Here is a 15,000-nt window from a genome sequence, read left to right on the forward strand (position 1 = left end):
GTATATGCCAAAGCGGAAAATAGACTTAACAAAATCAAAGGAGAAAAGAGATGAATCCGGTATCACCATTATTTGAGAAGATCGATGCGTCAATTGAAAAAAAGATAGACTTGTTTGAGAATAGTTTTGCACGCTACGCCGTCCGGGCGATGCTTGCTTGTTTGTTTCTGACACTTGGGACAGCGGTTGCATTTGCGATCGCGATGAAAGGCGAGGACATCGCACATGGTCTCGGGAAGATCTTATATGCATTCATGTTCAGCTGGTCTTTGGTCATGATTTTATACATGAATGCGGAATTAGGGACTTCGAATATGCTCTATATGACAGTTGGCGTTTTTCGCCGAAGACTGAAAGTCAGTTTAGCCGCAAAGATTTTGTTTTCATGTATTTTGTTCAATCTGTTCGGCGGTCTGCTGTTTGGATTCTTGGTTTCCCGTACGTCACCGTTCCTTGATTTAACGTTGGATAATTTTATGTTAGAATCAATTGCAACCAAACTGACGAAATCGACAGGAACGATCCTGATCGAGGCGATGTTCGCCAACATCGTGGTGAACACAGCAGTACTGATCAGCATGCGGATGAAAGAAGATGCGGGGAAAGTGCTGACGATCGTCTTTATTATTTTTATCTTCGCATTTTTAGGCTATGAGCATGTGATCGCAAATTTCCCAGCATTCACCTTAGCTTATTTTGCTTCGAGCGGGCAGATGGATGTGATGACGATGGAGAGTGTCTTACATAACCTGTTCTTTGCCTTGATCGGGAATTATGTCGGAGGAGGCCTAGTCATAGGATTAGGTTATGCTTGGCTGAATCAATCCCAGTCTTCTTATGTGGATTAGAGAAAGGGAGGAGCCGTTTTGGAATTACTTGTTTTTCCAAAAAATGAAGAAAAAGCACAGTGGATGGAAAACTATATGAAAAACCATTTTCCGTTTGCAGGCGTCCCAAAGCCCGAACGTGCAAAATTGCAGCAGCCTTTTTTGGCACAAAGCAAGGAGATGCCTGTTCCTGAGTTACTGGCGTTGGTTTCTTATTATTATGGTCAGATCGAACGGGAATATCAGTATTTTGCGATCGATCTGGTCCAAAACAACATCGATCGTCTCACTTTCACTGAGTTGGAGATGATGCTTGAACTAGTCGGAACAAAAGAGTGGTGGGACAGCATCGATTCTTGGCGAAAGGTGTACAGCACATGGTGCAAAAAGCATATGGAACAGCGAATGGCTGTATATCAGCTGTTTGCAGGCCAAGAGGATTTTTGGCTGCGACGTATCGCGATCACGCTACAGTTGGGATTCAAAGAAGAGACAGATAAAGATTTACTAGTACAGGCAATCGAGGCTAATCGGCTGACAAATGAGTTTTTTATTCAAAAAGCGATCGGTTGGGCACTTCGAGATTACAGCAAAACGAATGCAGACTGGGTAAAAAAACAATTGGCAGGAGAATTGAGCAAGTTAGCTACCAGAGAAGCAGGCAAATATTTATAGGAAAGCGAGACGACAAAAAATGAAACGCAAACTATTTGCTTTTGATATTGATGGCACGTTGTTAGATACCAATAAACAAGCTTTAGACAGCACGAGAGAAGCATTGGACAAATTGCGAAAAGCAGGACACCTAGTGACGATTGCGACAGGTCGCAGTCGGTTCCATGCACAAGAAGTGATTCGTGATCTAGCTTTTTCGAATTATATCCTTTGTAACGGAGCAGCAGGATTTCTGGACCATGAACAAGTCTATAAAAATCTGCTGGATCAGGAACAACTCGAACAATTCGTTGAAGAAGCACATGAGAAAAAAATCGACACCGCTTTTGTCAGCTTGGATAATATCAAACGTTCTTCTTCAAATGACGTGGAAGTGATGGAAGAAGCGATGCATTCGTTTGGCGCCGTATTGCCTGAACTGGATCAGTTTTTTGCAGAAGAGCAAGAAATCTATCAGGCACTGGCTTTCTTTGATCGTAAATACGATGATGAATTCGCACATTACGAGAAAATACGATTCGTCCGCTGGCACGAAAACAGTGTGGACGTCGTACCGCAAGATGGTTCAAAAGCGGCAACTATTCTTCAATTGGCTGATCAGGTTGGAATTGCTCACGAAGATATCATCAGTTTTGGAGATGGACAAAACGACCGAGAAATGTTACGTATGTCGGGGATCGGAGTCGCAATGGGCAATGCTGCTCCAGAGGTCCAGGCAGAAGCTAAGATGATCACTGACACGAATGACCGAGACGGGATCTGGAAAGCACTACGGGAATTGAGTGTGATCTGACCTATGACAGGGCTAGCCAGCTTCTATGCTGAAAAGCCGAGAGTTCGTCCCAATCATAAAGAATGTGTTCGACTATGTGAAAAAGTAAAGGGAGGTTAGGACTGATGGATGTTCTATCCTCTCTTTTTTACACCTTTTCTTTCTAATCGAAAACAACTATAATATAGAGTGATGTTAAAAGAGAAGAGGAAAATAGTGTGCGGGTATTGTTTATTGGTGATGTAGTAGGGTCAATGGGACGAGAGATGATCACGGAATATGTTCCCAAATTAAAGAAAAAATATCGTCCACAAGTAACGATCGTAAATGGTGAGAATGCAGCTTCCGGACGAGGGATCACAGAGAAGATCTATAAAAAATTTTTACAAGATGGTGTCGATGTCGTCACGATGGGAAACCACACGTGGGACAATCGAGGAATCTTTGAATTTGTCGATCAGGCAAAAAAAATGGTCCGTCCAGCTAATTTTCCCGAAGGTACACCTGGTCAAGGGATGGTTTTTGTCAAAGTGAATCAACTTGAATTGGCAGTGATCAACATGCAGGCACGTTCATTTATGGTCGATCTTGACGATCCTTTCCGGAAGATGAAGGAACTGATCGAAGAAGCAAGAAAAAGAACACCAATCATTTTCGTCGATTTCCATGGCGAGACTACAAGTGAGAAACAGGCAATGGGTTGGTTTCTGGATGGAAAAGCTTCGGCAGTGATCGGGACTCATACGCATGTGCAGACCAATGATGCACGTATTTTGCCAAATGGCACGGCTTATTTGTCAGACGTCGGCATGACAGGCCCTTATGACGGGATTTTAGGGATGCGTAGAGAACCAGTGATCGAAAAATTCCTGACGGCTTTACCCAAACGTTTCGAAGTGGTAGAACAAGGACGCAAAATCTTGAGCGGCTGTATCTTGGAGATCGACGATACAACTGGACAAGCAAAAGATATCCAGCTGATCCAGATCAATGATGACCGACCATTTATGGATTAGAAAGAGAGGCAAAGTGTGCAGCAAGAGCCGGAAATCCAAAAAGAAGTAGATAAATTGGCACAGCTTTTAAGCGAGAATGAAACGATCATCCGCTACAAGAAGCTGGAAGAAAAAGTACATCGAAGTCAGTATTTAGAGCAACTAATGGAAGAAATCAGGCAGGCACAAAAAGACGCAGTGAGATTTGCGCATTATGGGAAAAAAGCAGCAGAACAAGAAGCGATCGTTCGAGCGGATGAATTAAAGCAAACCTTTGATCAGCATCCGCTTGTACAGGCTTATCGGGAACAGCTGATAGAAGCCAATGACTTGCTGCATCACTTAACAGAGATGATCCAATCTGAAATAAACGAATCAATAGAGGAGGAAAATTATGCCTCAGAAAACTAAAAATACTCCCATGATGGAACAATATCTAAGCATCAAGGCCCAATACCAAGATGCTTTTTTGTTCTATCGTCTAGGGGATTTCTATGAATTATTTTATGAAGATGCCATCAAAGCAGCCCAACTGCTGGAACTGACTTTGACAAGCAGGAACCGCAATGCGGATGAACCGATCCCGATGTGCGGAGTCCCGCACCATGCCGCACAAGGCTATATCGACAGTTTGATCGAAAAAGGTTATAAAGTAGCGATCTGTGAACAAGTCGAAGACCCAAAAACGACAAAAGGGATGGTCAAGCGCGAAGTGATCCAGCTAGTGACACCAGGAACAGTCATGGACAGCAAAGGTCTATCTGCCAAAGACAACAATTTTTTGACCGCAGTCGTCAACCAAGATGGAAAATTCGGGTTTGCATACGCAGATTTGAGTACAGGAGAACTGAAAACTGCGCATCTATCTGATGAAGAAGCAGTGCTGAATGAAGCCTCTGCACTTCAAACGAAGGAACTTGTTCTTGGAAATGAGATCCCAGAAGCGTTATCTGAACAATTGAGCGGGCGCTTAGGTCTAGTCTTTTCGAGACAGGACACGATGGAAGAAAATGCTGAATTCAGCTTTCTCACGAGCGATTTGACGGATCCTTTAGAAAAAGAAGCGACAGGGAAGCTGCTGACTTATTTGGCAGTGACCCAAAAACGAAGCTTAGCACACATCCAAAAAGCAGAGGAATACCAGCCTGATCATTTTTTGAAGATGGATTATTATTCTAAATTCAACTTGGAATTGAGCCAATCGATCCGTACCGGAAAAAAACACGGAACGCTTTTATGGCTATTAGATGAAACGAAAACAGCGATGGGCGGACGTCTACTGAAGCAATGGCTAGATCGGCCACTGATCCAATCCAAACAGATCAACGCACGGCAAGAAATGGTCGCTTCTTTACTAGACAGTTACTTCGAACGGATCGATCTGCAAGGCGCTTTGACCAAAGTATATGATTTGGAACGGTTAGCTGGGCGGGTCGCTTTCGGCAATGTGAACGGGCGGGATCTGATCCAGTTGAAGACTTCGCTGGAACAGGTACCTATGATCCGGCAGCTGATCGAAGGCATCGACCAAGGACAATGGCAGGATCTACTGGCAGACATGCAGCCGATGGATCATCTGGTTGAACTGATCGATCAAGCGATCCAAGAAGATCCGCCCCTTCAGATAACAGAAGGAAATGTCATCAAAGACGGCTTCAATGAACAATTGGATGCCTATCGCTCTGCGATGAGAAATGGAAAGAAATGGCTAGCAGAGCTTGAAGCGAAGGAACGCCAAGAAACAGGAATCAAAAACTTGAAAATTGGCTTCAATCGAGTATTCGGCTATTATATAGAAATCACAAAAGCAAATCTCGGCAATGCCCAATTGGAAAAATACGAACGAAAGCAGACATTGGCAAATGCGGAACGCTTCATCACTCCTGAGTTGAAAGAACTGGAAACTCAAATCTTAGAGGCAGAAGAAAAATCTGTCGACTTAGAGTATCAATTGTTTCTAGCCGTACGAGAAGAAGTGAAAAAGGCCATCCAGCCGCTACAGATTTTAGCGAAATCTCTCAGTGCCGTCGATGTACTGCAAAGTTTTGCTACGATCAGCGAACGTTATCAGTATGTCCGGCCTGAATTAGTGAGTGATAAGCATCAGCTGCTGATCAAAGACGGACGGCATCCGGTAGTAGAAAAAGTATTAGGGCATCAAGAATATATCCCGAATAGTGTCGAGATGGACGAAGGAGAAATGATCCTGCTGATTACAGGGCCGAACATGTCCGGTAAAAGTACGTATATGCGCCAACTGGCTTTGACCGTACTCATGGCGCAAATGGGCTGTTTTGTCCCTGCCCAAAAAGCTGTGTTGCCTATTTTCGATCGGATTTTCACCCGGATCGGTGCAAGTGATGATTTGATTGCAGGGCAAAGTACGTTCATGGTCGAAATGATGGAAGCCAACCAAGCGCTACGCTATGCGACACCGAACAGCCTGATCTTGTTTGACGAGCTAGGACGTGGAACAGCCACTTACGACGGGATGGCATTAGCTCAGGCAATCATTGAATATATCCACAAGCATGTGAAAGCCAAGACGCTTTTTTCGACCCATTATCATGAGCTGACCGTATTGGAAGAAGCACTTCCGCAATTGAAGAACGTACATGTCGGCGCAGTGGAAAAAGACGGGGAAGTAGTCTTTCTGCATAAAATGATGGATGGACCGGCAGATAAAAGTTACGGGATCCATGTTGCTAAGATCGCCGGCTTGCCTCCTCGTTTGCTTGAACGGGCATCTGCTATTTTAAGTGCTTTAGAAGCTGGCGACGAGCAGCATCATGTCGTTGCTGCCAAAACTAGCGAACAGCCAGAAGAAATAGATGTGAAGGATAAGAAAAAGGAAAAAAATATAGCAGATTCGACAGCGAACCACGTAGGACATGTAGAATATGCAAAAGAAGAGACGCAGCAGCTTTCTTTATTCGGGGAATTGTCTGAAAATGAAATGCAAGTCGTCGCTTCATTGAAACAACTGAATTTATTGGAAATGACACCGATGGATGCGTTGAACCAATTATACGAATTACAAAAACAACTGTAGGAAGAAGGCGTGGACCTATGGCCAAAATCCAAGAATTATCTGAACGTCTAGCCAATCAGATTGCAGCTGGGGAAGTGGTTGAACGCCCGGCTTCTGTCGTCAAAGAATTAGTTGAAAATGCAATTGACGCAGGAAGTACCCAGATCGACATTTTAGTAGAAGAAGCAGGACTTCGGAAAATCCAAGTGATCGACAATGGGGAAGGTATCCTGGCAGAAGATGTCGAAAATGCATTCAAACGTCATGCGACAAGTAAGATCCATAACAGAGATGATCTTTTCCGTATTCGGACACTAGGATTTCGAGGCGAAGCGTTGCCAAGTATCGCTTCTGTTTCGGAACTGACCATCGAAACAGCGAATCAGGAAGAAGAACAAGGAACGTATCTAGCATTGAAAGGCGGTGAAGTGATCGAACACCGTCCTGCGCCTTTACGGCAAGGGACCAAGATCACCGTCAGCAATCTTTTTTTCAATACACCGGCACGATTGAAATACGTCAAAACGCTTCACACAGAACTCGCGAACATCGGTGATATCGTCAATCGTTTGGCATTGAGCCACCCGATGATCGCTTTTCGTCTGGTGCATGATGGAAACAAAATGTTGGCAACTGCCGGAAACGGCGATCTGAAGCAGACGATTGCTGGGATCTATGGCCTTTCTACAGCAAAGAAGATGCTGAAGATCGAAGCAAAGGACTTGGATTTCGAATTAGTCGGCTACGTGTCTTTGCCTGAAGTGACACGTGCTAGCCGTAATTATTTATCGACGATCATCAATGGCCGTTTCATCAAGAATTTTTCCCTCAACAAAGCCATCGTAGCAGGTTACGGTTCTAAACTGATGGTGGGACGTTTTCCGATCGCTGTTCTGGAAATCAAAATGGACCCTTTGCTAGTCGACGTGAACGTCCATCCGACCAAACAGGAAGTGCGCCTATCGAAAGAAAAAGAATTGACGGAACTGATTGCACAGGCGATCCAAGAAGCTTTGAGCCAAGAAAATCTGATCCCGAGTGCGGCGGACAATCTTCGTTTCAAGAAAAAAGTACCTGATCAGCCAAAAGCAGAACAAATCGAGATCGATCTTTCTTATGCTTTTGAAGAAGAAAAACCGAAAAAACCCCAAAGTTTGAATTTCGATCGGGAAACAGGCACATTTTATGTAGAAGAACCAAAACCGGAAGTTGTTCACAAAATTGTTGATAACTCTGTGGAAAATGTTGAAAACTTCCCACATTTTTCTGAAGAAACAGTGATTTATCCAGAAAATAATGAAAAAATGGTGGATAACTCTGGTGATACTGTTGATAACCCTGTAGAAAACTCTGTGGAAAGATTTGAAAAAGAACAGTTGTCCACTGTTGATAAATTGAAAGCGACTGAGCCTCAAAATGAGTCAGAGACAGCTATAGATGAACAGATCTATGAAGAAGAACTCGCGCTTCATCCAGAATTTGATTTTTCTGCCGGGAATGAACGAACAATGGACCAAGCCATCAAAAAACTGGAGTCAGAAAAAACGACACAGCGGTTCCCACACTTGGAATACTTCGGCCAAATGCACGGAACGTATCTTTTCGCCCAAAGCCGCGATGGATTATATATCATCGATCAGCATGCGGCACAAGAGCGGATCAAATATGAATATTTCCGGGAAAAAATCGGCGAAGTGTCTGATGATCTGCAAGAGCTTCTGGTCCCATTCGTCTTGGACTATCCAAACAGTGATGCCTTGAAATTGAAGGAGCAGAAACACTTGTTAGAAGAAGCAGGGATCTATTTGGAAGAATTTGGACAAAACAGCTTCATCGTGCGAGCTCATCCAACTTGGTATCCCTCTGGTGAAGAAGAAACGATCATTCGGGAAATGATCGATATGCTGTTGACGACTGGGAGTGTGAGTGTCAAGAAATTCCGTGAAGCTACAGCTATCATGATGAGCTGCAAGCGGTCGATCAAGGCGAACCACCATCTGAATGAAGCGCAAGCAAGAGTATTGCTGGAAGACTTGGCGCAATGCGAAAATCCATTCAATTGTCCGCATGGTCGTCCGGTATTGATCCATTTCACGAATTCAGATATGGAAAGAATGTTCAAACGAATCCAAGACCCGCATTGATGAGAGGAAGAGTAAAAGCAAAATGAAAATCATCTTGGCTTCACAGTCTCCTAGACGAAAAGAACTTTTAGCCCACATCGAGCCTGTATTCGATATCCAGCCAGCTGATATCGATGAAACACCTTATGAAGGCGAATCACCAGTTGATTACGTCCAACGTATGGCAGCAGAAAAAGCAGCTGCTGTCTGGGAACATCGAGCAGAGGAAGCACCGCTGATCATCGCTAGTGATACGACAATTGTCTGGAACGGTGAGATCATGGGGAAACCTAAGAACCAGACAGAAGCGGAAGCGATGTTGAAGAAATTAAGCGGACAAACACACAAGGTGTATACCGCTGTTATGCTAAAGAATAGCAATCAGGAAGAAACGATTCTAGCGGAAGCAAAAGTCACGTTCTATCCTCTGACAGAAGCAGAAATCAGCCGCTACTTAGCCACAGGTGATTATGCGGACAAAGCAGGCGCCTATGGCATCCAGAATGCAGCAAGTGTCTTCGTCAAAGAAATCTCTGGTGATTACTACAGCATCGTAGGTTTTCCGGTGGGAGCAGTGAATCAAGCATTGAAAAAAATGAAGGTATGAACAACGAGCATAAAAAAACGGTGAAAGAAGCGAGAAGCTTCGATTCACCGTTTTTATTTTGCTCAGGCTTTTACTTCAGCCTTTCCGATTTTTTCTCCTGGACGGACAAGCCCGACCTTATCAAAGGAAAGATTGGCTACTTTTTCATTGTTAGTCAAAGCGACAACGATGTCCGTCTGTTTACCAGCTTGTTCGACTTCGGTCAGATCCATTTCTGCAATCAGAGTCTCAGGTGTTACCTGATCGCCTTCTTTGACATGGACAGTGAAAGGAGCTCCTTTCAATTCTACAGTATCAAGTCCCATATGAACGAGTACTTCAAGCCCAGTATCAGAGAGAAGACCTATTGCGTGCTTTGTTTCAAAAATGCTCGTGACTTTCCCTTTTACAGGTGAGTAGACTTTCCCATTTGAAGGCTCTACAGCATATCCGTCCCCCATCATTTTTTGTGAAAAAACAGGATCGTTCACTTCAGTTATTTGTTTGATTTCACCAGCTGCTGCGGCAAAAAGTGATTCTGGTATGGTTGCAACTGTAGTGGTACTTGCTGATTCGAATGCTTCCGGTGAGACAGTAGCGCCATTTGCTGTCTGCAGCACGACTGCTTCTTCCGGTTTGACAGGGTCTAACTTGTTCAAGATGCCTTGGCGTCTGAAAATAACGGTTAATCCAAATGGGACAATGATCGCGATGATCATCGCAATGATAAAAGGTACCCATGTTTCTGCCTGGATAGCCAAGATTCCTGGTAGACCACCGACGCCGATCGCATTTGCACGGACATCCATCAAATTGGCGAACATCCCAGCCAGCCCTGAGCCGACCATTGCAGCTACGAAAGGATAAACATATTTCAGATTGATCCCGAACATCGCAGGTTCAGTTACACCTAGATAACAAGAAATCATTGCAGGAATCGAAATCTGTTCTTCTTTTTTGTTCCCGCGATGTAAGAAAATGATTGCCAGAACAGCTGAACCTTGCGCGATATTTGACAAAGCGATCATCGGCCACAAATTCGTAGAGCCGAAATCAGCGATCAGCTGCATATCGATGGCATTCGTCATATGGTGAAGTCCAGTAATAACAAGTGGTGCATACAAGAAGCCAAAGACGGCACTGAATAGCCAGCTGATAGAAGAAGTCAGTCCTGTATTGACGATATTCGAGATCCAGCTGCCGATCGTCCAACCGACTGGCCCCAAAATGACATGCGCTGCCAAAACAGTTGGTAACAAAGAAAACAGCGGGACAAAAATCATCGAAATCGACTGCGGGATATATTTACGGAAGAAGATCTCCAGATAAGCAAGCATGAATCCCGCCAGCATTGCTGGAATCACTTGTGCCTGGTACCCGATCATCTGTACTTGCGCAAATCCGAAATCCCAGAAAGGAATATCTGCTGCTGCTGTGGAGGCTACGCTATAGGCATTCAATAATTGCGGTGAAACCAATGTGATCCCTAAAACAATCCCTAAAATCTGCGTAGTACCCATTTTTTTCGCGATACTCCACGTGATCCCTACAGGAAGGAAGTGGAAAATCGCTTCGCCCGGCAGCCACAAGAATCCGTTGACCCCATTCCAAAATGTCGAATGTTCAACGATGGTCCCCCCAAGGCTTTCAAACTGGATGCCTTCTAGCACATTTCGGAAACCAAGGATCAGCCCGCCGACGATGATCGCCGGAATCAGTGGTGTGAAGATTTCTGCTAGAACAGCAATGGCACGCTGCACAGGATGGAGATTCTGCTTGGCTGCTGCTTTGCTCTGTTCTTTAGAGACCCCCTCGACCCCTGAGACAGAAACAAAATCATTATAAAACGTAGAAACATCATTTCCGATGATGACTTGGAACTGTCCGGCATTTGTGAACATCCCTTTTACACTGGGAATATCTTCAATTGCTTTTTCATTGGCTTTTGTCTGGTCATTCAATACAAAACGCATACGAGTGGCACAGTGGCTGACTGCAGCAATATTTTCTTTACCGCCGATTTCTTTCAACAGCTTTTCGGCATCTGCTTGATACTTTGCCATAGAAATAAACCCCTTTCTTTTTAACTTGTGTATACAAGTTGTTTCTGTTCATACTATACTGGTTTCTGCGGACAAATGCAAGCGTTTTATTTAAATAAAGGAAAATTTGTTACCGCTTCAGGTGTGTGGTATGTCGCTACTTAGCAGAAATTAGGAGCGTTGAAATCCCCTAAAAGCTGTAGTATAGTGAAGAAACAGAAGAGTCCACAAGGAAAGGAGGAGAATCGCTTGAATAAATTCAACGAAATTTTTTTAGACTTGGAACAAAAAATTTTGGCAAAGCAGTATCCGCCGCATACACTGTTGCCTAGTGAAAATCAGCTGATCAAGATTTACGGTGTTTCACGGGAAACAATCAGAAAAGCGCTTAACCTGCTGACTACAGAAGGATATATCCAGAAAAAACAAGGGAAAGGATCAATCGTTCTCGATCGGAATCGATTTGATTTCCCTATCTCTGGATTGACCAGTTACAAAGAACTCCAAGAGACGCAACATATCCCGAGTGAAACAATCGTCCATACGTTGGAAGAGACTGAAGTGAGTCCGGAGCTGAGCAAAGTGACAGGGTGGAAGGTAGGAACTCCGGTCTGGTATCTCCTTCGACAAAGGAAGATCGATGGCGAAGTAGTTATTTTAGACAGAGATTATTTATTGAAGGAGATCGTTCCCGTCTTGACTGTCGAACAAGCAGAAAAATCGATCTACGATTATTTCGAGAACCAACTGGATTTATCCATTGCATACGCCCAAAAAGAGATCACTGTCGAATCAGTCACGAAGCAGATGAAAGAAACGATGGATCTGCACAATGACCCATATGTCGTCGTTGTTCGCGGTCTCGTTCATTTAGAAGATACCCGCTGCTTCGAATATACCGAATCTGTCCATCGGCTCGATAAGTTCAGGTTCGTCGAATTTGCCAGAAGACGAAAAGTATAAATTTGGCATTTTTTTGAGCAGATTGTTTGATTCTGCCTGCTTTGACGTTATGATTAAGGGACAAAGGGGGCATTTTTGATGAAAGAGTCGACAGATCAATCCAAAGAAGTGACAAAAGAAGCACTGAAGGAAGAATTATCGCCAATCGCTTACGCAGTGACCCAAGAAAATGCTACAGAACGGCCATTCAGCGGGAAATACGATGATTTCTACGAAAAAGGGATCTACGTAGATATCGTGAGTGGCGAACCTCTATTCAGTTCCACAGAAAAATATGATGCTGGCTGTGGCTGGCCGTCTTTCAGCAAGCCGATCGTGAAGAGACAGGTACGCGAAAAGGCGGACTTTTCTCATGGCATGCACAGAGTAGAAGTCCGCAGCAAACAAGCAGATTCACATCTGGGGCATGTCTTCAATGATGGACCAGCGGAAAAAGGCGGGTTACGCTATTGCATCAACTCAGCAGCATTGAAATTCATCCCTTATGAGGACATGGAACGATTAGGCTACGGTGAATATCGATCGCTCGTAGAATAAAAAATGTTTCGCAGCGATGCTAAAAGCAGAGCACCAAGTATTGACAGCTTGTGGTGCCTCTGCTTTTTTAGCTGCTGTAAAAAGGCGCCACATGGGAAGACTTTTTTCAAAAGAGGAAATGTGCTACAATAAAGGGAACGTATGTGTGTGAAAGAAAGAGGAAAAGAATATGTATGAGTATCTGACAGGTGTGGTTACCTTTATCAATCCCTATTACATAGTAGTAGAAACGCATGGAATCGGGTATCAGATCGCTTTAGGAAACCCTTATCGCTACAGCAGCAAGCTGAATCAGGAAGTCAAGATCTATCTGCATCAGGTCATTCGAGAAGATGCACATTTACTTTACGGATTTGACTCATTGGAAGAGAAACAGCTCTTTTTGAGATTAGTCAGCGTCTCGGGTATCGGCCCGAAAAGTGCGTTGGCGATCATGGCTAGCGAGGATCATTCGGGATTGATTCAGGCAGTCGAGTCAGGGGATGTGACTTACCTGACCAAGTTCCCGGGCGTAGGAAAGAAAACAGCCCAGCAGATGATTCTCGATCTGAAAGGAAAATTCGGCGAGTTGAGTATCGATACGCCATTCAATCTATTTGACGAAACAGCTGCACAAGATGCAACGGCACTTTCTGAAGCCATGGAAGCTCTATCAGCTTTAGGGTACAGCGAACGTGAGATCAAACGCGTCGAGAAACAGCTAAAAGAAGTCGATAACCAGACAACCGATGAGTATTTGCGTCAGGCACTGAAATTAATGATGAAGAAATAGGAGGAGCACGATATGACAGACGAACATCTTTTATCACCAGAAACTGGCGAAAATGAACTCAGTTTGGAAAAATCGCTCCGTCCGCAGTTTCTTTCCCAATATATCGGGCAGAAGAAAGTAAAACAAGAACTTCAAATCTATATTGAAGCAGCAAGGAATCGTGAAGAACCATTGGATCATGTACTGCTGTATGGACCTCCAGGACTAGGGAAGACTACTATGGCGATGGTGATCGCCAATGAGATGCAAGTCAACATCCGTACGACTAGCGGCCCTGCTGTGGAACGTCCAGGAGACCTAGTAGCGATCTTGAACGAATTGGAAGCAGGAGATGTATTGTTCATCGATGAAATCCATCGTTTGCCTCGTGTAGCAGAAGAGATGCTGTATTCAGCTATGGAAGATTTTTATGTCGATATCATGGTTGGTCAGGGTCCGACTGCGCATCCAGTGCATTTTCCGCTGCCTCCGTTCACCTTAATTGGCGCAACCACGAGAGCTGGGATGCTTTCGGCACCTTTACGCGATCGTTTTGGCATTATCTCTCATATGGAGTATTATGAAGAGGCAGACTTGAGAGAGATCGTCTTGCGTTCGTCGGATATTTTCCAGACAGAGATCATGGAAGAAGGCGCGCTTGAGATCGCCAGACGTTCGAGAGGGACACCGCGAATCGCCAATCGATTACTGAAACGAGTACGTGATTTTGCTCAAGTCCAGGGAGACGGGAAAATCGATCAGTCGATTGCAGATCAGGCACTTACTTTGCTACAAGTAGATCAGGCCGGCCTGGATTATGTCGATCAGAAGCTTCTGCGCACGATGATCGAATTATATGGCGGCGGCCCCGTTGGATTAAGTACTCTTTCTGTCAACATCGGAGAGGAAAGAGAAACAGTAGAAGATATGTATGAACCATTTTTGATCCAAAAAGGATTTTTGAAGCGTACACCAAGAGGACGCATCGCAACAGCTTATGCGTATGAACATTTCGGGTACGATTATCAGATTTAACGACACATGTTCGCAGCTTTCTTGCTTAGAATGGAGGAAAATGAATGGGCGATACACCACATACTAAATTGCTGATCAAGAAAGTACTGATCGGTTTATGTCAGAAACAGTCTTTTCGCAAGATCAGTGTCCAGAAAATCGCACACGAAGCAGGAATCAACCGGCAGACTTTCTATTATCATTTCACAGATAAATATGATTTGCTTCGCTGGATCTATTTTGAAGATTCACTGCATTTTTTAGATCCTAAGTGTCTGTCTTTAGATAATTGGGAAGAACAGGCCTTGAAGATGCTGAAGGCTATTGCTGAGAAAAAAGAATTCTATGAAAATACAGTGATGTCAGACCAGGATATTCTGCAAAAAGAGTTTTCGACCATCATCCAGCAGTCATTCATCAAGATTTTTGATCAAATGGACGAAGAACGGCAATTGTCGCAAACAGACAAGCTTTTTTATGCACGATTCTTTTCTTATGGCTGCAGCGGGGTCTTAGTCAACTGGATCACTCATGGCTATGAAGAGACGCCAATGGAGATCGCCATGCAGCTTTTTCGTTTAGCAAAAGACACGGAACTGTATTCTTACCGATTATATGCGAAGGAAGAAGAACTGGAAGAAGAATAAAAAAACGTTAGATCCTATTATCTGCAAAAAGGAGACG

Annotated in this window: 14 protein-coding genes; 13 read left to right on the forward strand and 1 reads right to left on the reverse strand. The window is 44.1% G+C overall.

Annotation, left to right across the window (positions count from 1 at the left end; genetic code table 11):
- Positions 1–50 precede the first annotated feature (50 nt).
- The 8 genes from G7Y42_RS03675 (at position 51) to G7Y42_RS03710 (ending at position 9,030) form a co-directional block, all read left to right on the forward strand.
- On the forward strand, positions 51–848 hold the full coding sequence (locus G7Y42_RS03675) for a formate/nitrite transporter family protein (protein WP_165004097.1): 798 nt from the start codon (positions 51–53) through the stop codon (positions 846–848).
- Positions 849–866: 18 nt separating this feature from the next.
- A complete protein-coding gene (locus tag G7Y42_RS03680) occupies positions 867–1,502 on the forward strand; it encodes a DNA alkylation repair protein (RefSeq protein ID WP_165004100.1) in 636 nt (211 codons plus the stop codon).
- Between the two features lie 19 nt (positions 1,503–1,521).
- Complete coding sequence (locus G7Y42_RS03685; protein ID WP_165004103.1) at positions 1,522–2,295, forward strand: HAD family hydrolase; 774 nt, start codon at positions 1,522–1,524, stop codon at positions 2,293–2,295.
- Positions 2,296–2,492: 197 nt separating this feature from the next.
- Positions 2,493–3,290 (forward strand): TIGR00282 family metallophosphoesterase, encoded by a 798-nt coding sequence (locus tag G7Y42_RS03690; RefSeq protein ID WP_165004106.1) that lies wholly within the window; start codon positions 2,493–2,495, stop codon positions 3,288–3,290.
- Positions 3,291–3,305: 15 nt separating this feature from the next.
- A complete protein-coding gene (locus G7Y42_RS03695) occupies positions 3,306–3,680 on the forward strand; it encodes a YlbF family regulator (protein WP_165004109.1) in 375 nt (124 codons plus the stop codon).
- Positions 3,664–6,321, forward strand: coding sequence for a DNA mismatch repair protein MutS (mutS, locus tag G7Y42_RS03700; RefSeq protein ID WP_165004113.1), 2,658 nt, complete (start codon positions 3,664–3,666; stop codon positions 6,319–6,321). The genes G7Y42_RS03695 and mutS overlap by 17 nt, the downstream gene beginning before the upstream one ends.
- Positions 6,322–6,338: 17 nt before the next feature.
- Positions 6,339–8,444, forward strand: coding sequence for a DNA mismatch repair endonuclease MutL (mutL, locus tag G7Y42_RS03705; RefSeq protein WP_165004116.1), 2,106 nt, complete (start codon positions 6,339–6,341; stop codon positions 8,442–8,444).
- A 22-nt stretch (positions 8,445–8,466) separates the two neighbouring features.
- Positions 8,467–9,030: a Maf family protein gene (locus G7Y42_RS03710; protein WP_165004119.1), complete on the forward strand. Its 564-nt coding sequence runs from the start codon at positions 8,467–8,469 to the stop codon at positions 9,028–9,030.
- A 62-nt stretch (positions 9,031–9,092) separates the two neighbouring features.
- Here G7Y42_RS03710 and treP read toward each other — a convergent pair whose 3' ends face one another.
- Positions 9,093–11,072, reverse strand: a complete 1,980-nt coding sequence (treP, locus tag G7Y42_RS03715) for a PTS system trehalose-specific EIIBC component (RefSeq protein ID WP_165004121.1) — start codon at positions 11,070–11,072, stop codon at positions 9,093–9,095.
- A gap of 228 nt (positions 11,073–11,300) precedes the next feature.
- Here treP and treR point away from each other — a divergent pair, with 228 nt between their 5' ends.
- The 5 genes from treR to G7Y42_RS03740 all read left to right on the forward strand — a co-directional run bounded on the left by treR (position 11,301) and on the right by G7Y42_RS03740 (position 14,963).
- A complete protein-coding gene (treR, locus tag G7Y42_RS03720; protein WP_165004125.1) occupies positions 11,301–12,014 on the forward strand; it encodes a trehalose operon repressor in 714 nt (237 codons plus the stop codon).
- A 78-nt stretch (positions 12,015–12,092) separates the two neighbouring features.
- Complete coding sequence (gene msrB / locus G7Y42_RS03725; RefSeq protein WP_165004128.1) at positions 12,093–12,551, forward strand: peptide-methionine (R)-S-oxide reductase MsrB; 459 nt, start codon at positions 12,093–12,095, stop codon at positions 12,549–12,551.
- A 169-nt stretch (positions 12,552–12,720) separates the two neighbouring features.
- Complete coding sequence (gene ruvA, locus G7Y42_RS03730; protein ID WP_165004131.1) at positions 12,721–13,323, forward strand: Holliday junction branch migration protein RuvA; 603 nt, start codon at positions 12,721–12,723, stop codon at positions 13,321–13,323.
- A gap of 12 nt (positions 13,324–13,335) precedes the next feature.
- Complete coding sequence (gene ruvB, locus G7Y42_RS03735) at positions 13,336–14,337, forward strand: Holliday junction branch migration DNA helicase RuvB (protein WP_165004134.1); 1,002 nt, start codon at positions 13,336–13,338, stop codon at positions 14,335–14,337.
- Positions 14,338–14,381: 44 nt separating this feature from the next.
- Positions 14,382–14,963: a TetR/AcrR family transcriptional regulator gene (locus tag G7Y42_RS03740; RefSeq protein ID WP_165004136.1), complete on the forward strand. Its 582-nt coding sequence runs from the start codon at positions 14,382–14,384 to the stop codon at positions 14,961–14,963.
- The last annotated feature ends 37 nt before the right edge of the window (positions 14,964–15,000 follow it).

It is taken from the genome of Enterococcus sp. ZJ1622, from assembly GCF_011038845.1.
GTDB lineage: Bacteria > Bacillota > Bacilli > Lactobacillales > Enterococcaceae > Enterococcus_B.

Bases quoted from the DNA above. Each gene is read 5' to 3' on its own strand.
- ruvB (WP_165004134.1), top strand. From the start codon at position 13,336: ATGACAGACGAACATCTTTTATCACCAGAAACTGGCGAAAATGAACTC.
- msrB (WP_165004128.1), top strand. From the start codon at position 12,093: ATGAAAGAGTCGACAGATCAATCCAAAGAAGTGACAAAAGAAGCACTG.
- G7Y42_RS03740 (WP_165004136.1), top strand. From the start codon at position 14,382: ATGGGCGATACACCACATACTAAATTGCTGATCAAGAAAGTACTGATC.
- mutS (WP_165004113.1), top strand. From the start codon at position 3,664: ATGCCTCAGAAAACTAAAAATACTCCCATGATGGAACAATATCTAAGC.
- mutL (WP_165004116.1), top strand. From the start codon at position 6,339: ATGGCCAAAATCCAAGAATTATCTGAACGTCTAGCCAATCAGATTGCA.
- G7Y42_RS03685 (WP_165004103.1), top strand. From the start codon at position 1,522: ATGAAACGCAAACTATTTGCTTTTGATATTGATGGCACGTTGTTAGAT.
- G7Y42_RS03675 (WP_165004097.1), top strand. From the start codon at position 51: ATGAATCCGGTATCACCATTATTTGAGAAGATCGATGCGTCAATTGAA.
- ruvA (WP_165004131.1), top strand. From the start codon at position 12,721: ATGTATGAGTATCTGACAGGTGTGGTTACCTTTATCAATCCCTATTAC.
- treP (WP_165004121.1), bottom strand. From the start codon at position 11,072: ATGGCAAAGTATCAAGCAGATGCCGAAAAGCTGTTGAAAGAAATCGGC.
- G7Y42_RS03710 (WP_165004119.1), top strand. From the start codon at position 8,467: ATGAAAATCATCTTGGCTTCACAGTCTCCTAGACGAAAAGAACTTTTA.